The organism is Streptomyces sp. NPDC002701 (assembly GCF_042889045.1).
Lineage (GTDB): Bacteria > Actinomycetota > Actinomycetes > Streptomycetales > Streptomycetaceae > Streptomyces.
This window is the reverse complement of sequence record NZ_JBIAQL010000009.1, coordinates 157,632-175,879: the sequence shown is the minus strand read 5'-3', so window position 1 is coordinate 175,879 and position 18,248 is coordinate 157,632. Positions and strand designations below refer to the sequence as shown.

The following is an 18,248-nucleotide window of genomic DNA, read 5'->3' as shown; positions in this document are numbered from 1 at the left end:
TCGGGGCGGGCGTCGTGTCCCCCTGTGGCAGGGGCGCACGCCGGACGACGTACAGCAGCGGCCTATTCTTCCACGGTGTCGGGCCTGCGCCCAAATCGGCCGTCGGGACCGGGCTGCCAGCCGAGGATGGAGAGCATCTCGCGGTCCTTCTTGTCGAAGGCGGCGGGGTCGCAGCGCTCGATGAGGTCCGGCCTGTTGGCGGTCGTGCGCCGCAGGGCCTCGTCCCGGCGCCAGCGGGCGATCTTCCCGTGGTGGCCGCTGAGCAGCACGTCCGGGATCTCCCGGCCGCGCCACCGGGGCGGCTTCGTGTAGACCGGGCCCTCCAGGAGGTTCGCCATGGCCCCCGGCGCGAACGAGTCGTCGCGGTGCGACTCGGCGTTGCCGAGGACGCCCGGCAGCAGCCGAGCCACGGCCTCCGTGACGACGAGGACGGCCGCCTCGCCGCCGGCCAGCACGTAGTCACCGATGGAGACCTCGTAGACGGGCATGCGGGTCGCGTACTCGTCGATGACCCGGCGGTCGATGCCCTCGTAGCGGGCGGGTGTGAAGACCAGCCAGGGGCGCTCGGAGAGCTCGACGGCCAGTTCCTGGGTGAAAGGACGGCCACTGGGGGTGGGGACGACCAGGACGGGTCCGTGGGAGCCCGTCTCGTAGCCGTCCGCGAGGACGGAGTCCAGCGCGTCGCCCCAGGGCTCGGTCTTCATGACCATGCCGGGGCCGCCACCGTAGGGGGTGTCGTCGACCGTGTTGTGCCGGTCGTAGGTCCACTCCCGCAGATCACGCACGTGCACGTTCAGCTGTCCACGCGCGCGTGCCTTCCCCACGAGGGAGACGTTCAGGGGGTCCAGGTACTCGGGGAAGATCGTGAGGACGTCGAGCCGCATCAGACGCCGGCTCCCGGGGCGCCGTCCGCGCCGGAGCCGTCGCCGGTCTCCTCCGAGGGGGCTGTCTCGTCGGACGCCTCCCTGGAGGAGGCGATCTCCGCCCTGTCGTCGATCAGCCCGGGCGGCGGGTCGATGACGGCCCGCTGCTCCTCCAGGTCGATGTCGACGACGATCTCCTCGACGAACGGGATCAGCACCTCGGTCCCGTCCGCCCGCTCCACCACGAAGAGGTCCTGCGAGGGCAGGTGCGAGATCTCGGTGATCCGCCCGACCTCGGTGCCGTCCTTGAGGACGACGTCCAGGTCCATGAGCTGGTGGTCGTAGTACTCGTCCGGGTCCTCGGGCACCTGGTCCGGGTCGACCTCGGCGATCAGCAGGGTGTTGCGCAGCGCCTCGGCGGCGTTGCGGTCCCGTACTCCCGCGAAGCGCAGCAGGAGGCGGCCGCTGTGGACCCGTCCCGTCTCGATGGTCAGCGGACCGGTGGCGGCGGGGTCCGTGGCCAGGACGGCGCCGGGCGCGAGCCGCAGCTCCGGCTCGTCGGTGCGTACCTCGACGGTGACCTCGCCCTTGATGCCGTGGGCGCGGCCCACCCGTGCGACTACCAACTGCACTTGCCTGATCTCCTGTCGTGTGTCCACGGCATCGGCGCGTGGACGACCACGGGCCGGGGACGGCCAGTGGCCCTCCCCGGCCCGAGCCGGTGCTACGTGTACGTCAGCGGACGTGGTCCACGTCGACGAGGTCGACGCGGACGCCGCGGCCGCCGATGGCGCCCACGACGGTGCGCAGGGCGCGCGCGGTGCGGCCGTTGCGGCCGATCACCTTGCCGAGGTCGTCGGGGTGGACCCGGACCTCCAGGACGCGCCCGCGGCGCAGGTCGCGCGAGGCGACCTGCACCTCATCCGGGTTGTCGACGATGCCCTTCACGAGGTGCTCGAGAGCCTCCTCGAGCATGCTCAGGCCTCGGTCGACGCGGACTCGGCGGGAGCCTCGTCCTTCTTCTCAGCCTTCTTCTTCTGGGTGATGGCCTCACCCTTGCCCTCGTCGTCGCCGCCCAGGGCGTCGAACGACGGGCGCGTGGCCTTCGGCTCCGCGACGAGCAGCGGGGCCGGGGCGGGCTCGCCCTTGTGCTTCTGCCAGTCGCCGGTCAGCTTGAGGATGGCGAGAACGGGCTCGGTCGGCTGCGCGCCGACACCCAGCCAGTACTGCGCACGCTCGGAGTCGACCTCGATGCGCGAGGGGTTCTGCACCGGGTGGTACAGGCCGATCTCCTCGATGGCCCGGCCGTCACGGCGGGTGCGGGAGTCGGCGACGACGATGCGGTAGTGGGGCGAGCGAATCTTGCCGAGACGCTTCAGCTTGATCTTGACTGCCACGGGAGTGGTCTCTCCTGGTACTTGACGTGGTTGGGCACGGCGAAGTTGCCGCGTGGGGTTGCGGTACCCGAGTGCCCGATGGACGCGTCAGCCGGAGGAGAGAGGGGTCCTGTGCGGCTGCGAGTACAGCTCGCCATTCTGCCACACCCTGACGGACGCCTCGACCCGGGTGGCCCAGGGCGTCCCGTGGCCGGCCGGCGGCACCGCGGGACCGCGCGCGGGTGCCGCGGGCCGCGGTGGGCCCTCGCTCGAACCGGCACCCACGAGGTGCCGCCGCGCTCTTCCGCACCGCTCCGGACGCACCGCCCGGACGGACCCCCTCGGCCGTACGACGATCGTGCCGCCGCGTCGGCCGCCCGCTCAGCCCGCCGCCGCGCCGACCACCTCCGGAATGCGGAACGGCTTCCCGCACCCTCCGCACACGATCGGGGCCTGCGCGAGGACCGACGGGACGACGCGGACGTTTCGCCCGCAGTCACAGACCGCCTTCACGCGCACGCCCCCTCCGGAGGAGCCGTGCCGGGCGGCCGGGCCCCGGAAGCTCTGGGCCGTGTCGGCGGCGGTCGCGACCGTGTGCGCCTTGAGGGCGCGCTGCAGCCGCTCGATCGTCGGGCGGTAACGCCGTCTCGCGTCGGGATTGAGCGTGACCAGCGAGAAACCGCTGCTGGGATGCGGCTCCTCGGGGTGGTCCAGGCCCAGCTCCTCGGCGATCGCGAGGAATCTGCGGTTGTGGTACCGGCCGGCGCGGGAGGTGTCACGGACTCCTCGGGCGGCGGCGATGCCGTGGACTGCCTCATGAAGCAGTCGCTCGAAAGAGAGTTCGTGTCCGCAGGCGGACGACGACTCTCCGATCAGGGACTCTGGCGCGGCAAGGTCGGGCAGCTCGGGGTGGTGCCGCTGAATGTCGGCCCACGCCCCTGCCAGCTCTGCGGCGAGAACAGGTGGTGTCGTGCTCACGTAATGGCAACGAGCCGGGGTGCCTCTGTGTTCCTATTCCGGGGCATCCCAAATATTTTGCACGTACCCGTCAGTTGCCGCTGATGCGTCCTGACGAGGGCGGGTGCGCTGATCTGCGGAGAAGCCTCACAGTTCCCACCCAGCCGGTACGTAGTGACGTGTACGCCCCGGCCAGTAGGCGCCGTCTGCGGGCGGGGGCGGCTGGGGTCACCGGATGCGCAAGAGGTGTTTCGGTCCTTCTCGCGGCGGAATGACGGGGCGCAGTAGGCGCGGGCCACAACGGTGACGTTACCGGGTGCGCGGTCGTGGGCGGGCACCGGGCCGCCTTCGGCCATCAGACACGGTACGGCCGCCGCGGGCGGGCGTGCCCGGCTTCCTCCTCTTCACCATGGGTGACCCACCGGACGCGCGCCGGGCCGTGGGTCACGACGGCTTCGACGGTCTCCGTGATCGCCGAGAACCCCGGCACACCCGGCTCGGGCACGTGCGGACCTTGGCCGGAACCGTGTCGTCGCTCCCGGAGGCCCGGGCCACGGTGTCCGCGGACCGTCCCGGGGTACGGCGCGGCGGTCCCCGCGACCCACCGTCATCGCCGTGCGACGTGAACCGGCCACGGCCGGTCGTGTTCCCGCGAAGAAAGAAGCCGTGCTCCCGCGAAGGAAGAACAGGTGCCTACGTCATGGCGCGCCGGTGGGGGCACATGTTGCCGGTATGTGAATTTCCGCGGCGCGCGCCGATGGTACGCAAACCGGGCCCTTCAACCCCTGGACGCCACGACGAGCGCGGAGTTTCCTGGCATACGGGGGGAGTGCGAGCGCACTGCACGGGGGTGAGGAAACGGGTCACAGAAGCAACTCTCGGTGGATTGGGGCACATTCGATGACACCTACGCTCGTGCGGCGGCACCTACCTCACTCAAGGGCTACGCCCCAGGTGGATCAGTGGGCACGCGCGCGTGACTGGGCCGAGATCCAGGAGCGGATGCTCGTACCGCTCTACGAGGCGGTCTACGAGCGACTCGACGTAGGCCCTTCGACCAGGCTGTTGGGGCTCGGCTGCGGATCCGGACTGGCGCTGCTGATGGCGTCGGCGCGGGGTGCCTCGGTCACCGGTCTGCAGACGCACGCGCCGGAGCGGCTGGCGCTCGCGCGGGAGCGGCTGCTGCCCGCGGCGGGCACACGCGCGCGCGCCGGTGCGCGGCTGACGGACGGTGAGCCGGCGGACATCGGCGACGCGGGTACGGCGCCGTACAACCTCGTGACCGTCTTCGAGCCGATCGGGTGCGTGGCCGGCGGCTCCGACGGTGCCGCCGAGTCGCTGGCGGCGGCGACGGCACTCGTCGGACCCGGGGTTCCCGTGGTCCTCGCGGGCTGGGGGCCTCCGGAGCGGTGCGCGACGTCCTCGGTCCTTCGGGTCGCCACCAAGCTGGCGGCTCCCGTGCGTGGCGCCGGCGGTTGGCGCCCGGCCCGGCGTGACGACCTCGAGGAGGTCGCCCGGCGGGCCGGTCTGAGGCCCGACGGGTCCGGGCGGGTCGCCTGCCCCTTCGGGTACGCGGACGCGGACAACGCGGTGCGGGGGCTGCTGTCGACGGGGCTCTTCGACGCGGCCGTGGCGGCCACGGATCGGGTCCAGGTGGACAAGGAGGTGCGGGAGGCTCTGCATCCGCACGCTCGCCGGGACGGGACGGTGTGGATGCCGAACGTCTTCCGCTACCTGGTCGCCCGAACGGTCTGAGGGGTACGTGTCCGCGGCGGGAGCGGTTTCCGCCCCCGCCGCCCTTGCCCTTCCCACCCCTGGGGGCTGCGCCCCCAGACCCCCTGTCGCGCTGCGCGCTCGTCCTCAGACGCCGGACGGGCTGAAGATTCCGCGGCCGGGCGTCATCTTTCAGCCCGTCCGGCGTCTGAGGACCGGGGGTTCGGGGGCAGCGCCCCCGAAGGCGAGAGGAAGCCCTAGCCCATGAACTTCTTGAACTCGTCCGGGAGTTCGAAGTCCTGCGGCTGCTGACCGCCCGGCAGGCCGAACGCACCGCCGGCCTGCCCCGCGGCCTCCCGCCGCGCCGCGGCCTCCTCCTCCTGCTGCTTGCGCTTCATCGGGTTGCCGGACCGCTGCTTGCCCTTGCTCTTCTTGGGCTGCTTCTTCGTCCGACCGGCCCCGCCGCCCATGCCCGGCATCCCGGGCATCCCCGGCATGCCGCCGCCCTGGGCCATGCGGGACATCATCTTGCGGGCCTCGAAGAACCGCTCGACCAGGCCCTTGACCGCGCTGACCTCGACACCGGAACCCTTGGCGATACGGGCACGGCGCGAGCCGTTGATGATCGTCGGCTCCCGGCGCTCGGCCGGGGTCATCGACTTGATGATCGCGGCCGTGCGGTCGACGTCGCGTTCGTCGAGGTTGCTGATCTGGTCCTTGATCTGGCCCATGCCGGGCAGCATGCCGAGCAGCTTGGAGATGGAGCCCATCTTCCTGACCTGCTCCATCTGGGCCAGGAAGTCGTCGAGCGTGAAGTCCTGGCCCTTCTTGGAGGCCAGCTTCGAGGCCATGGCCTCGGCCTCCTGCTGCGAGAAGGTCTGCTCGGCCTTCTCGATCAGCGTGAGCATGTCGCCCATGCCGAGGATGCGGGACGCCATGCGGTCCGGGTGGAACGCGTCGAAGTCGTCCAGCTTCTCGCCGTTGGAGGCGAACATGATCTGGCGGCCGGTGACGTGCGCGATGGAGAGCGCCGCACCACCGCGGGCGTCGCCGTCGAGCTTCGAGAGGACCACGCCGTCGAAGCCGACCCCGTCGCGGAACGCCTCCGCGGTGTTGACCGCGTCCTGGCCGACCATCGCGTCGACGACGAAGAGGATCTCGTCCGGCGAGACCGCGTCACGGATGTCGGCGGCCTGCCGCATCAGCTCGGTGTCGATACCGAGGCGGCCCGCGGTGTCGACGATGACGACGTCGTGCTGCTTCTGCTTCGCGTACTCGATGGAGTCCTTGGCCACCTGGACCGGGTCCCCGACGCCGTTGCCCGGCTGGGGCGCGTAGACGCCGACGCCCGCGCGCTCGCCGACCACGCTGAGCTGGTTCACCGCGTTCGGACGCTGCAGGTCGCACGCGACCAGCAGCGGAGCGTGTCCCTGGCCCTGCAGCCACTTGCCGAGCTTGCCGGCGAGCGTGGTCTTACCGGCACCCTGCAGACCCGCGAGCATGATCACGGTCGGTGGCTGCTTGGCGAAGCGCAGCCGCCGGGTCTCGCCGCCGAGGATGCCGACGAGCTCCTCGTTGACGATCTTGATGACCTGCTGGGCGGGGTTGAGCGCCTGCGACACCTCGGCCCCGAGGGCCCTCTCCTTGACCTGCTTGATGAAGGCCCGGACGACCGGCAGGGCGACGTCCGCCTCCAGCAGGGCGATACGGATCTCGCGCGCGGTGGCGTCGATGTCCGCCTCGGACAGGCGCCCCTTGCCGCGAAGGTTCTTGAATGTCGCTGCGAGGCGATCGGAGAGAGTGTCGAACACGGCAGTCGCGAGTCCTCGAGTAGGGGGCATGGGGGCAGGTCCGCCCTCCAGGGTATCTGCCCGCACCTGCAAGGGTCTCCACCCCGTCACGGCCTTCCGCCCGGGAGGGCCCGGAAGCGCGCGCCCTTACTCCCGCAACGTGTCCTCCAGCGTCCGCGTCAGCGAGACCGCCTGCTCCGCCGGCAACGGGTCACCCTCGGGTCCCGTCACATAGAACGCGTCCACCGCGTTGGCCCCGAGCGTCGAGACATACGCACTGCGCACCCGCACCTGCGCGTCCTCCAGCGCCCGTCCGATCCGGTGCAGCAGTCCGGGTGCGTCATGGGCGCGCACCTCGATGACCGTGGCGAGCCGGGACGCGGCCGAGGCCACGCTCACCCGGGCCGCCGGCGCCACGATGCCCCGTCTGCGCGGATAGGCGGCGTCCCGCTCGGCGAGGCGTCCGGCGATGTCCAGGGACCCGTCGAGCGCGCGTACGAGATCGGCGCGCAGGCGGGCCGCCTGCGGCAGGGACCCGTACTCGGCGGCCACCCGCCAGTCGAGGAGCAGGACGGAGCCGGAGACGCCGTCGGGCAGGTCGAGTGCCCGCAGTTCCGCCGTCCGGACGGTGAGCCGGTGCATGGCGAGGACGCCCGCCACGGCGGGCAGGACGCCCTTCTGGTCGGGCACCGCGACGAGCAGTTCCACGCCGAGGGGTTCCGGTTCTCCCGACGGGTCCCCGGAGGTCTCCCCCGAAGGCTCGCCGGCGGGCGGTTCGGTCTGGGCGCGCAGCGCGAGCACGGGTCCGCCGGTGCGGAACGCCTCGATGGCGAGCCGCTCCTGCTCGGCGGTGGGCGCCGCCGCCTCGGGCTCCTCGGGGTCGTCGCCGGCGAGCACGGCGGAGACCCGTTTGACCAGGTCGGCGACGAGGGACGCGCGCCAGGAGGACCAGGCGGCGGGACCGGTGGCCAGCGCGTCCGCCTCGGTGAGCGCGTGCAGCAGTTCCAGCGTGCCCTGCGAGCCGACCGCGTCCGCGACGGAACGTACGGTCGCCGGGTCCTCCAGGTCGCGCCTGGTCGCCGTCTCGATGAGCAGCAGGTGATGGCGTACGAGCGTGGCGAGGGTCGCCACGTCCGTGCGGTCGAAGCCGATACGGGCCGCCACGTCCCGCGCGATGATCTCGCCGGCCACCGAGTGGTCGCCGGGCCAGCCCTTGCCCATGTCGTGCAGCAGGGCGGAGACCAGGAGGAGGTCGGGGCGGTGGACGCGGCGGGTGAACTCGGCGGCGCGGACGGCCGTCTCGATCAGGTGGCGGTCGACGGTCCAGATGTGGACGGCGTTGCGCTGCGGCCGGCAGCGGACGCGCTCCCAGTCGGGCAGCAGCCGGGTGATCAGCCCTTCCGCTTCCAGTGCCTCCCAGACCTCGATGGTCGAGGGCCCCGAGCCGAGCAGCGTGACGAGCTGCTCGCGGGCCTCGGCGGGCCACGGCGTGGGCAGCGGACGGGCCGCGGCGGCCATCCGGCGGACCGCGTGCAGCGAGAGCGGCAGGCCGGCCTGGGCGGCAGCGGCGGCGGCCCGCAGCGGCAGTACGGGGTCGCGGTCGGGCCGGGCGGCTCGCGCGAGGACGACCTCGCCGTCCTGCTCGACGACGCCCTCCGCCAGCGGTGAGCGTTCGGGGGCCGGTTTGCCGCCACCGAGGGCGCGCCCACCGCCCAGCATGGCGCGCAGCCGCGGCCGTACGGCGCGCGACCGCAGCACGCGCCCCACCTCGCGCCAGGTGACATCACTGGCGTACGAGATGACGCGGGCGGCCTCGTACACCTGGCGGAGCAGGGTGTCGGCGTCCAGCAGGCCGAGTTCCGCGGCGACCTGGTCCTGCTCCTGGAGGGCGAGGCGGTCGGTGGCGCGGCCGGTGGCGAGGTGCAGCGCGTCACGGACGTCGAGGAGGCTCCTGCGGGCGTCGGACAGTCCTTCGCGGGGGGCGTCGGCGAGCCAGGAGGCGGCGACGGCACGCAGCGCGGTGGCGTCGCGCAGGCCGCCGCGGGCTTCCTTGAGGTCGGGTTCGAGGAGGTACTGCAGCTCGCCCTGGCGCTCGGCGCGCTCGGCGCACAGTTCCTGGAGTTCGGGGAGGCGTTTCGGCGCCTGGTTGCGCCAGTCGGCGAGGACGGCCGTACGCAGTCCGGCGGTCAGGCCGAGGTCGCCGGCGAGGTGCCGGGCGTCGAGGAGACCGAGCTGCACCTTGAGGTCCTCGCCCGCCGTCCTGCGCGCCTCGGCGGGCGTGCGGACGGAGTGGTCGAGGTCGAGTCCGAGGTCCCAGATCGGGTACCACATGCGGTCGGCGAGCGAGGCCACCGCCGCGCTGTCGGCGCTGCCGTCGTGCAGGAGCAGCAGGTCGAGGTCGCTGCGCGGGGAGAGTTCGCCGCGCCCGTAGCCGCCGACGGCGACGAGTGAGACGCCGCGCAGTTTCTCGGCGCCCGCGTCGAAGAGACCGGAGAGCCAGTCGTCGGTCAGTTCGGCGAGGGCCGCACGGCGCGACGGCCCGGACCGCGCCCCCTCCTGGAGGAGGCGCAGCCGGGCCGCCGCGTAGCCGCTGGGTCCCGAGTCCTCTGCTTCCGTACGCATGCCCGTACTCGTCACCCAGTGGCTCCTGTTCTTCTGTCTAGAGCGCGTCGGGTCCGCGCTCGCCGGTCCGCACGCGCACCGCCGTCTCGACCGGGACGGACCAGACCTTGCCGTCTCCGATCTTGCCGGTACGGGCCGCCTTCACGATGACATCGAGCAGCTGCTCGGCGTCGGCGTCGTCGACCAGTACCTCGATACGGATCTTGGGGACGAGGTCGACGGTGTACTCGGCACCGCGGTAGACCTCGGTGTGGCCCCGCTGACGACCGTAACCGCTCGCCTCGGTGACCGTGAGGCCGTGGACGCCGAAGGCTTGCAGGGCCTCCTTGATCTCGTCGAGCCGGTGGGGCTTGACGACGGCGGTGATGAGCTTCATGCGTCCACCTTCTTGTTCGCGGTGCCGGCGACGGGGGCCGGTACCGCCGTCCGGGCGGCGCCGCCGCCGGCGCCGCTGAAGTCGTATGCGGTCTCGGCGTGCTCCTCCTGGTCGATGCCCGCGACCTCGACGTCCTCGGGGACGCGCATCCCCATCGTCTTGTCGATCAGGAAGGCGAGCACCGCGGAGGCCACGAGGGAGTAGGCGAGGACACCGAAGACACCGGCGCACTGCTTCCAGAACTGGTCGAGGCCGCCGCCGTAGAAGAGGCCCGCGACGTCGGACTGGCCGCCGCCGGTGGCGAAGAGGCCGACCAGCAGGGAGCCGGCGATGCCGCCGACGAGGTGGACACCGACGACGTCGAGCGAGTCGTCGTAGCCGAACCTGTACTTGAGGCCGACGGCCATGGCGCACAGCACACCGGCGACGGCGCCCACCGCGATCGCGCCGAGCGGGGAGACGGCGCCGCCGGACGGGGTGATCGCGACCAGACCTGCGACCGCGCCGGAGGCGGCACCCAGGGTGGTGAACGCGCCGTGGCGGATCTTCTCGTAGGCGAGCCAGGCGAGCATGGCGGCGGCGGTCGCGACCTGCGTGTTGACGAACATCAGCGCGCCCACGCCGTCGTCGTTGCCGAGCCAGGAGCCGGCGTTGAACCCGAACCAGCCGAACCACAGCAGACCGGCGCCGAGCATCACCAGCGGCAGGCTGTGCGGGCGCATCGGGTCCTTCTTGAAGCCGACGCGCTTGCCGATCACGAGGATCACGCCGAGCGCCGCGGCACCCGCGTTGATGTGGACCGCCGTACCGCCGGCGAAGTCGATGACGCCGAGCTCGAAGGCCCAGCCGCCGGCGCCCCAGACCCAGTGCGCGACGGGGAAGTAGACGACCGTGGCCCACAGCGCGACGAACAGCGACCAGGCCGTGAACTTCACGCGGTCCGCGAGCGCGCCGCTGATCAGGGCGGGCGTGATGATCGCGAACATCAGCTGGAAGACGGCGAAGACGTAGATCGGGATGGTGTAGCCGTCCCAGAGCTCCACCTTGCCGATGCCGCTGAGGCCGACGAAGTCCGAGGACCAGCCGATGACGCCGCCCGAGTCGGTACCGAAGGCGAGGGAGAAGCCGTAGAGGACCCACAGGATCGTGACGATCCCCATGCTGATGAAGCTCATCATGAGCATGTTCAAGGTGCTCTTGACCCGGACCATGCCTCCGTAGAAGAAGGCCAGACCGGGAGTCATGATCAGCACCAGGGCGGAACAGATGAGCATGAACCCGGTGTTGGCGGCAGACAGCGTGGGAGCGTCTGCGGCAAGCGTGATGGCTGGTGCCATCGGCGTCTCCTCGTCGTTGGTACGGCCCCGTGCGGGCGAAGCCATGAGCGGTTGTGAGGGGTGGGCCGGTTATGTGCCAGAGATTGGCGCAGCGCGGTTTCGACCGGCGCCCCTGCATGTTTCGCCCGGGTGACGAAGAGGGCGTACGTGTTACGCGTCGATGAACCGCCGGATCGCGGCGCTTCCGATCGTTATCGTGGCGCAACCTTCCCCGGCTGCCCTTGGGGCGCTGGACGACCGCGGGGCCGGGCCGTCGATCGCGCCCTCACGACGGCGCCGAGCCACCTGCGCGGGAGCGGCGCCGGTCCAGCCGCGAAAAGGTGACCGGCCGCGGCCGTCCGTCCGATGACCTGGCGGGGGAGCCGAGTCGGGCTGTTATGGACGGGCGGTCGCGGCCGGCGTACTCGGGGGTCAGACCGCCTCGGCGGTCTCCGGCAGGTCGACGGCGAGCTGCTCGGTCAGGTCGACGACGGCGGCGAGGTCACCGAAGTCGCGTACGGCTGTGTCGACGGTTTTTCGGATACGAGTGTTGACCCGCTCGGAGCGCACCTTCTTGGCGATGGTGAGGGCCTTGCGCACCAGGACCGTGCTCTGCTCCGGCTCCCGCCGGAGCAGGTGGACCGTGCCCATCCCGACGAGGTTGAGTGCGTACGAACGCTGGTGCTCGAGGTCACCCTCGAAGAGGCTGACGGCCTTCTGCATGACGGGCTCGGCCAGTGAGGCGTAGGTGGGGCTGCGGCCCGCGACGTAGGCGAGGTCGCGGTAGGAGTGGCTGTTCTCGCCGTGCAGCTCGGCCTCGGAGAAGAAGCGGATCCAGTCGGGTTCGGGCTCGTCGAAGTCCGCGGCGTCGCCGAAGGTGTCCTCGGCCATCCGGACGGCCCGCTTGCACTTGCCGGGCTGGCCCATGTTGGCGTAGGCGCGGGCCTCCATCGCATACAGCATGGACTGGGTGCGCGGGCTCGCACAGTCACGGCTGCCGTACTGGGCGAGGTGGATCAGTTCCAGCGCGTCGTCGGGCCGGCCCAGGTGGATCATCTGGCGGCTCATGCTGGAGAGGATGTACGAGCCCAGCGGCCGGTCGGCGGCTTCCTTGGCGGCGTGCAGGGCGAGGACGAAGTACTTCTGCGCGGTGGGCTGGAGCCCCACGTCGTAGCTCATCCAGCCCGCCAGCTCGGCCAGTTCGGCGGCGACCTTGAAGAGCCGGCGGGTGGTGGGTTCGGGCTGGGGTTCCTGGAGCAGGTCGGTCACCTCGTGCAGCTGGCCGACGACCGCCTTGCGGCGCAGGCCACCGCCGCACTGGGCGTCCCACTGGCGGAACATGACGGTGGTGGACTCGAGAAGCTCCAGCTCGGGCTGGGAGAGCCGGCCGGGGCGCCGGGAGGCGGCCGAGGAGAGGGTCGGCTCGTCGCGTGGGGTGGCGGGGCTGGGCACCAGCCAGCGCTGCATGGGCTCGATGAGTGTGGGTCCCGCGGACAGGACCAGGGACGTACCGAGGAAGCCGCGGCGCGCCAGCATCAGGTCGCTGCGGGAGAACTCGCTGAGCAGGGCGACCGTCTGCGGGCCGGTCCAGGGCAGGTCGACGCCCGAGACGGACGGTGCCCGGTGGGCGGCGCGCAGGCCCAGGTCCTCGACGGCGACGACACAGCCGAAGCGCTCGGAGAACAGCTCGGAGAGGATGCGCGGGATCGGCTCCCGGGGATTCTCGCCGTCGAGCCAGCGGCGGACACGCGAGGTGTCGGTCGAGATGTGGTTGGCGCCCAACTGACGTGCTCTGCGGTTCACTTGACGCGCGAGCTCACCCTTGGACCAGCCGCTGCGCACGAACCACGAGCCCAACAACTCATTCGGGCGCTTGTCCGTGCCAGTCGCGGTCGTCCCGCTTCCGCCGTTGCCGCCCACTGGAACGCCCCCATCCCTGAACCCACTTGTGCGCTGTGTGCGCCAAGCCCTACCAGAATGCCGGTAAACAGGGCCGCCCGTCCGGCCGTTGTCACCCATCGAACGGGAAGTCGAGTTGCCTCCGGCATACTCACAAGTTCAAGCGTCCCCAGGGCTCGTGCACTCACAGTAATCCTACAATCACCGCCTCAGCCATGGCGATCCAGGAAACGCCACCATTCGCCACCCCTTCGAATGAACTCGCGGTGGCCGTCACGCGATTCACTTGACACATGTCGGCCGCGAGTGGGTGCAGGGATGCACACCGGGGCGCATGCAATCGAGCGCACCACCTGCGGCACTTCTGAGCGCCGTGTGAACCGTGCGTCGATGGGCACCGATGAACACAGAGAGTGACGAGCTGACCCCGTGACGTAACCACGGGCGCGCTGGACCCGTTGGAGGGGGCATGGACTTCACGATCGGCGGTATCCGTGACATCCGGTCCGGCTCGCGTCGCCGCGGCCGCTCCTCGGAGTGCACCGCCGTGGCCGAGTTCACCGGACTGTGGGGCTGGGACGTGGTGCCGGGTGCCCGCGCCGCCGCGGGAGCCTGCTCGTGCGGCCGGGCCGACTGCCCCGACCGCGGCGCGCATCCCCTGGACTTCGCACCCGTGCTCCCCGCGGGCGCCACCCTGGACACGGTGACGCGGGCCTGGGGCGAGTTCCCCGGCGCCGCGGTGATGCTCCCGGTGGGCCGCGCCTTCGACGTCATCGAGGTCGCCGAGTCCGCCGGCCGACGGGCCCTGGTCCGGCTCGAACGCATGGGGCTCCCGCTGGGCCCCGTGACCGTCACCCCCGAGGGCCGCGCCCACTTCTTCGTCGCACCCGGATCGGCGGCCGAACTGCCGCAGCTGCTCTACCGCACGGGCTGGGACGGCGCGACCCTCGACCTGCACGCCCTGGGGCCCGGCGCGCACATCACCGCCCCGCCGTCCGACCGCGGCGGCCTCGGCCCGGTCCGCTGGCTGCGCTCCCCCGCCCTCGACTCGGCGACGAAACCGCCGGCCGCCCGGCTCCTGCTGGGCACGCTGGCGTACGTGGCGCACCGGTCCCGCGCCTAGGACCACCGGTACGGAAACCGAGACCGACACGGGACTGCCGGTACGGGACTGCCGGTACGGGACTGCCGATACGGGACCGCCGATACGGAAGAGCCCCACTCCATCTGCACCATGGGGCGGGGCTCTTCCTCGTGCGCGTACCGGTCGTACGCGATCTCACTCTCCGATAAGGGCATCCACGAACGCCTCCGGCTCGAACGGGGCCAGGTCGTCCGCGCCCTCGCCCAGACCGATGAGCTTGACGGGAACACCCAGCTCGCGCTGGACGGCGATGACGATGCCGCCCTTGGCCGTGCCGTCGAGCTTGGTCAGGACGATGCCGGTGATGTCGACCACCTCGGCGAAGACCCGCGCCTGCACCAGGCCGTTCTGGCCGGTGGTGGCGTCCAGGACGAGCAGCACCTCGTCGAGCGGGGCGTGTTTCTCGACGACGCGCTTGACCTTGCCGAGCTCGTCCATGAGGCCGGTCTTGGTGTGCAGCCGGCCGGCCGTGTCGATGAGCACGACGTCGGCACCCTCCTGGATGCCCTCCTTGACGGCGTCGAAGGCGATGGAGGCCGGGTCGCCGCCCTCGGGACCGCGTACCGTACGGGCGCCGACGCGCTCGCCCCAGGTCTGCAGCTGGTCGGCGGCGGCGGCGCGGAAGGTGTCGGCCGCGCCGAGCAGCACGTGCTTGCCGTCCGCGACGAGCACGCGTGCGAGCTTGCCGGTGGTGGTGGTCTTGCCGGTGCCGTTGACGCCGACGACCATCACGATGCCGGGCGTGTCGAGACCGGACTCGGTGTTCACCGTGCGGTCGAAGTCGGGCACCAGCAGCGTGAGCAGTTCCTCGCGCAGCAGGGCGCGCAGTTCCTCGGGCGTCCGCGTGCCGAGCACCCGCACGCGCCCGCGCAGCCGCTCGACCAGTTCCTGGGTGGGCTGCACGCCGACGTCGGCGGTGAGCAGCGTGTCCTCGATCTCCTCCCAGGTGTCCTCGTCGAGGTGCTCGCGCGCGAGGAGCGTGAGCAGCCCCTGGCCGAGCGCGCTCTGCGAGCGGGAGAGCCGGGCGCGCAGGCGCACCAGACGGCCGGCGGTCGGTTCCGGGACCTCGACCGGGGGTGCTTCGACGACGACCGGAGCGGTCGCCGAGGTGTCCGGAAGATCCACCTCCTCTATCGTGCGGCGCGGTTCGTCGCGCGGCGTCTCGGCCTCGTCGCCGACGTGCGGCTCGGCCGGCGGGGCGGTGATGTCGGGGGCGGCGGGGGGCGGCGGGGGCAGCTGCTTGCGCCTGCGGCTGCCGACGACCAGTCCGCCGAGCGCGCCGATCACGACCACGGCGATGACTACAGCAAGGATGACGATTTCCATAACGGGTCCAGTATGCGCGACCACCCTCGCGGCCGTCCGTCACCCACGGGGGCCTGCCCGAACCGTTTCCTCGCCCCCGCCGCCCCTTCCCGTCCCGACCTCAGGGGCTCCGCCCCCGAACCCCCGGTCCTCAATCGCCGGACGGGCTGATTCTCAGCCCGTCCGGCGATTGAGGACGAGCGCGCAGCGCGACAGGGGGGTCTGGGGGCGCAGCCCCCAGGGTCGGGACGGGAAGGGGCGGCGGGGGCGAAAACGCCTCGGCGGGCAGACCCCTGGCCACCTGACGATCCGTCAGCTACCGTCACCGCACCGGAACCACCACGACCCCGTTCCACCCCGCCCGGCGAAGGGGGACCCTCCCATGTCCGCGCCCGTGACGGTCGTACGTCTCAACCTCGTCGAACCGGACGCCACACCCGCCTCCCTCGGCGACCGCTACAAGGCCGCCCTGGAGATGGCCGCCTACGCCGACGCCCGCGGCATGACCACCGTGCAGACCGAGGAACACCACGGCGTGGCCAACAACTGGCTACCCTCGCCGTTCACCTTCGCGGGCGCGGTCCTCGGCGCGACGCGCACCATCGCGGTCACGGTCTCGGCGATCATCGGCCCGCTCCACGAGCCGCTGCGCCTGGCCGAGGACATCGCCGTACTCGATCTGCTCGGCGGCGGCCGCCTCGTCACGGTGGCGGGCATCGGCTACCGCCCCGAGGAGTACGCCCTGTTCGGCGTGGACTGGAAGCGCCGCGGCCGGCTTCAGGACGAGCTCCTGGAGACCCTGCTGAAGGCGTGGACCGGAGAGGAGTTCGACTACCGGGGCCGTACGGTACGGATCACTCCGCGGCCCTTCTCCGACCCGCACCCCCTGCTGCTGGTGGGCGGTTCCTCCAGGGCCGCGGCCCGGCGCGCGGCCCGGCTCGGACTGCCGTTCTTCCCGAGCGCGCACCTGCCGGAGCTGGAGGCGTACTACAAGGAGCTGCTCGTCGAGTACGGGACAGCGGGCTGGACCATGATGCCCGCGGCGGTCACCCCGCTGCTGCACCTCGCCGAGGACCCGGACCGCGCCTGGGCCGAGCACGGGAGGCACTTCCTGCACGAGGCACGGACGTACGCCTCCTGGCAGTCCTCCGACATCAGGTCGGCGGTGCGGTCGGCGGCCACGACGGTGGACGAGCTGCGCGCCGAGGGTGTCTACCGGATCGTGACGCCGGAGGAGTGCCTGGCGCTGGGCCTCGACAGCTACGTACTGCATCCGCTGTCCGGCGGGATGCCCGTCGACGAGGGCTGGCGCAGCATGCACCTGTTCTGCGAGAACGTACTGCCCCGGCTCAAGGGCCGGTAGGCCGTCGAGCCGGGGCGGTACGTCGCTCACGAGTCCGGGGAGAAGGGCGGCGGGGACTTGGCCCGTCCCCCCGAGTTCCGGGGCCGGGGCCGGGTCAGCCCATCTCCTCCAGCGTCTTGCCCTTCGTCTCCTTCACGAACTTGAGCACGAACGGGATGGAGAGGGCGGCGAAGACCGTGTAGATCACGTAGGTCAGGGAGAGGTTCCAGTCGGCCAGCGACGGGAAGCTCGCGGTGATGGCCCAGTTGGCGATCCACTGCGCGGCGGCGGCGACGCCGAGCGCGGCGGCGCGGATCCTGTTCGGGAACATCTCGCCGAGGAAGACCCAGACGACGACACCCCAGGACAGGGCGAAGAAGAGGACGAACACATGGGCGGCGACCAGGGCGACCCAGCCCTGGGTCTCGGGCAGCTTGCCGTCGACGAGGTCGAAGGAGAAGGCCCATGCCTCCAGGGCGAGCCCGATGACCATGCCCACGGAACCGATGAGCGCGAGCGGCCGGCGGCCGATCCGGTCGACGAAGATCATGGCGATCACGGTGCCGATGATGTTGATGATCGACGTGGTGAACGAGTAGAGGAACGAGTCCGTCGGGTCGACACCCACCGACTGCCACAGCGTCGAGGAGTAGTAGAACGCGACGTTGATGCCGACGAACTGCTGGAAGACCGAGAGCCCGATGCCGATCCAGACGATCGGCTTGAAGAAGAAGGTGCCGCCGAGCAGGTCCTTGAAGACCGACTTGTGCTCGCTCCTCATGGCGTGCTCGATCTCGGCGACGCGCGCGTCCAGGTCGATCTTGTCGCCCTCGACCTCGCGCAGCACCTCGCGGGCCTTGTCGTCACGGCCGACGGAGATCAGGAAGCGCGGCGACTCGGGGATCGCGAAGGAGAGCAGCCCGTAGAGGACGGCCGGGACGACCATCACGCCGAGCATGACCTGCCAGGCTTCCAGGCCCATGACCTCGCCGCGCTGGTCGCCGTCGGCGGCGTTGAGGATGCCCCAGTTGACGAGCTGCGAGATGGCGATGCCGGTGACGATCGCGGCCTGCTGGAAGGAGCCGAGCCGGCCGCGGTACGCGGCGGGGGCGACCTCGGCGATGTAGGCCGGGCCGATGACCGAGGCCATACCGATGGCGAAGCCGCCGACGATCCGCCAGAACGCCAGGTCGTACAGGGCGAACGGCAGCGCCGAGCCGATGGCGCTGACGGTGAACAGCACGGCCGAGATCTGCATGCAGCGGATACGGCCGATGCGGTCGGCGATCCGGCCCGCGGTGGCGGCGCCGATCGCACAGCCGATCAGGGCGATGGCGATGACCTGGGCCAGGGCCGCGGAGCCGATGTCGTACCGGTCGCGGATGGCCTCGACGGCGCCGTTGATCACGGCACTGTCGTAACCGAAGAGGAAGCCACCCATCGCGGCCGCCGCGGCGATGAAGATGACGTGCCCGAGATGTTCGGGCTGAGCCGCCTGGGCTCCTGACGGGGGTGGCTGCGCTGTGCTGGTCACGTGTAACTCCT

At 71.4% G+C, this 18,248-nt stretch carries 15 protein-coding genes; 3 read left to right on the top strand and 12 right to left on the bottom strand.

Annotated elements, in window-relative coordinates; translation table 11 throughout:
- Positions 1 to 62: 62 nt before the first annotated feature.
- From trmD to ACFYXC_RS24325, 5 genes are all read right to left on the bottom strand, one after another.
- Positions 63 to 884 carry a tRNA (guanosine(37)-N1)-methyltransferase TrmD gene (gene trmD, locus ACFYXC_RS24345; protein WP_388911266.1) on the bottom strand — a complete coding sequence of 274 codons (822 nt, stop codon included), beginning with the start codon at positions 882 to 884 and terminating at the stop codon, positions 63 to 65.
- Positions 884 to 1,495: a ribosome maturation factor RimM gene (rimM, locus tag ACFYXC_RS24340; protein ID WP_389554022.1), complete on the bottom strand. Its 612-nt coding sequence runs from the start codon at positions 1,493 to 1,495 to the stop codon at positions 884 to 886. Before rimM ends, trmD begins: the two co-directional genes overlap by 1 nt.
- 103 nt (positions 1,496 to 1,598) lie before the next feature.
- Entirely contained in the window at positions 1,599 to 1,838 is a 240-nt protein-coding gene (locus ACFYXC_RS24335; RefSeq protein WP_149515387.1) for an RNA-binding protein, read from the bottom strand.
- 2 nt (positions 1,839 to 1,840) lie between these two features.
- The gene (gene rpsP / locus ACFYXC_RS24330) at positions 1,841 to 2,260 is read right to left on the bottom strand and encodes a 30S ribosomal protein S16 (protein ID WP_388911260.1); all 420 of its coding nucleotides are present in this window, start codon (positions 2,258 to 2,260) and stop codon (positions 1,841 to 1,843) included.
- Positions 2,261 to 2,620: 360 nt separating this feature from the next.
- Positions 2,621 to 3,217 (bottom strand): hypothetical protein, encoded by a 597-nt coding sequence (locus ACFYXC_RS24325; protein WP_388911257.1) that lies wholly within the window; start codon positions 3,215 to 3,217, stop codon positions 2,621 to 2,623.
- 879 nt (positions 3,218 to 4,096) lie between these two features.
- Here ACFYXC_RS24325 and ACFYXC_RS24320 point away from each other — a divergent pair.
- A complete protein-coding gene (locus ACFYXC_RS24320; protein WP_389554021.1) occupies positions 4,097 to 4,951 on the top strand; it encodes an SAM-dependent methyltransferase in 855 nt (284 codons plus the stop codon).
- A gap of 215 nt (positions 4,952 to 5,166) precedes the next feature.
- On the opposite strand, the gene ffh is transcribed toward ACFYXC_RS24320, so the two are convergent.
- The 5 genes from ffh to ACFYXC_RS24295 all read right to left on the bottom strand — a co-directional run bounded on the left by ffh (position 5,167) and on the right by ACFYXC_RS24295 (position 12,933).
- On the bottom strand, positions 5,167 to 6,720 hold the full coding sequence (gene ffh, locus ACFYXC_RS24315) for a signal recognition particle protein (RefSeq protein ID WP_389554020.1): 1,554 nt from the start codon (positions 6,718 to 6,720) through the stop codon (positions 5,167 to 5,169).
- Positions 6,721 to 6,846: 126 nt separating this feature from the next.
- On the bottom strand, positions 6,847 to 9,336 hold the full coding sequence (locus tag ACFYXC_RS24310; RefSeq protein ID WP_389554019.1) for a [protein-PII] uridylyltransferase: 2,490 nt from the start codon (positions 9,334 to 9,336) through the stop codon (positions 6,847 to 6,849).
- A 22-nt stretch (positions 9,337 to 9,358) separates the two neighbouring features.
- The gene (locus tag ACFYXC_RS24305) at positions 9,359 to 9,697 is read right to left on the bottom strand and encodes a P-II family nitrogen regulator (protein WP_388911245.1); all 339 of its coding nucleotides are present in this window, start codon (positions 9,695 to 9,697) and stop codon (positions 9,359 to 9,361) included.
- Complete coding sequence (locus ACFYXC_RS24300) at positions 9,694 to 11,034, bottom strand: ammonium transporter (RefSeq protein WP_389554018.1); 1,341 nt, start codon at positions 11,032 to 11,034, stop codon at positions 9,694 to 9,696. Before ACFYXC_RS24300 ends, ACFYXC_RS24305 begins: the two co-directional genes overlap by 4 nt.
- Before the next feature lie 411 nt (positions 11,035 to 11,445).
- Positions 11,446 to 12,933, bottom strand: a complete 1,488-nt coding sequence (locus ACFYXC_RS24295) for a hypothetical protein (RefSeq protein WP_389554017.1) — start codon at positions 12,931 to 12,933, stop codon at positions 11,446 to 11,448.
- A 448-nt stretch (positions 12,934 to 13,381) separates the two neighbouring features.
- Between ACFYXC_RS24295 and ACFYXC_RS24290 the strand changes: the two genes are divergently transcribed.
- On the top strand, positions 13,382 to 14,035 hold the full coding sequence (locus ACFYXC_RS24290; RefSeq protein ID WP_388911234.1) for a bifunctional DNA primase/polymerase: 654 nt from the start codon (positions 13,382 to 13,384) through the stop codon (positions 14,033 to 14,035).
- Positions 14,036 to 14,191: 156 nt separating this feature from the next.
- Here the strand turns inward: ACFYXC_RS24290 and ftsY are convergent, their stop codons facing one another.
- Complete coding sequence (gene ftsY / locus ACFYXC_RS24285) at positions 14,192 to 15,382, bottom strand: signal recognition particle-docking protein FtsY (RefSeq protein ID WP_388911231.1); 1,191 nt, start codon at positions 15,380 to 15,382, stop codon at positions 14,192 to 14,194.
- A gap of 361 nt (positions 15,383 to 15,743) precedes the next feature.
- Between ftsY and ACFYXC_RS24280 the strand changes: the two genes are divergently transcribed.
- A complete protein-coding gene (locus ACFYXC_RS24280) occupies positions 15,744 to 16,724 on the top strand; it encodes an LLM class flavin-dependent oxidoreductase (protein ID WP_389554016.1) in 981 nt (326 codons plus the stop codon).
- A 94-nt stretch (positions 16,725 to 16,818) separates the two neighbouring features.
- Here ACFYXC_RS24280 and ACFYXC_RS24275 read toward each other — a convergent pair whose 3' ends face one another.
- Positions 16,819 to 18,237 carry a sugar porter family MFS transporter gene (locus ACFYXC_RS24275; protein WP_389554015.1) on the bottom strand — a complete coding sequence of 473 codons (1,419 nt, stop codon included), beginning with the start codon at positions 18,235 to 18,237 and terminating at the stop codon, positions 16,819 to 16,821.
- Positions 18,238 to 18,248 lie beyond the last annotated feature (11 nt).

Bases quoted from the DNA above. Each gene is read 5' to 3' on its own strand.
- trmD (WP_388911266.1), bottom strand. From the start codon at position 884: ATGCGGCTCGACGTCCTCACGATCTTCCCCGAGTACCTGGACCCCCTG.
- ACFYXC_RS24335 (WP_149515387.1), bottom strand. From the start codon at position 1,838: ATGCTCGAGGAGGCTCTCGAGCACCTCGTGAAGGGCATCGTCGACAAC.
- ACFYXC_RS24320 (WP_389554021.1), top strand. From the start codon at position 4,097: ATGACACCTACGCTCGTGCGGCGGCACCTACCTCACTCAAGGGCTACG.
- ACFYXC_RS24305 (WP_388911245.1), bottom strand. From the start codon at position 9,697: ATGAAGCTCATCACCGCCGTCGTCAAGCCCCACCGGCTCGACGAGATC.
- ACFYXC_RS24300 (WP_389554018.1), bottom strand. From the start codon at position 11,034: ATGGCACCAGCCATCACGCTTGCCGCAGACGCTCCCACGCTGTCTGCC.
- ACFYXC_RS24290 (WP_388911234.1), top strand. From the start codon at position 13,382: ATGGACTTCACGATCGGCGGTATCCGTGACATCCGGTCCGGCTCGCGT.
- ftsY (WP_388911231.1), bottom strand. From the start codon at position 15,382: ATGGAAATCGTCATCCTTGCTGTAGTCATCGCCGTGGTCGTGATCGGC.
- ACFYXC_RS24280 (WP_389554016.1), top strand. From the start codon at position 15,744: ATGTCCGCGCCCGTGACGGTCGTACGTCTCAACCTCGTCGAACCGGAC.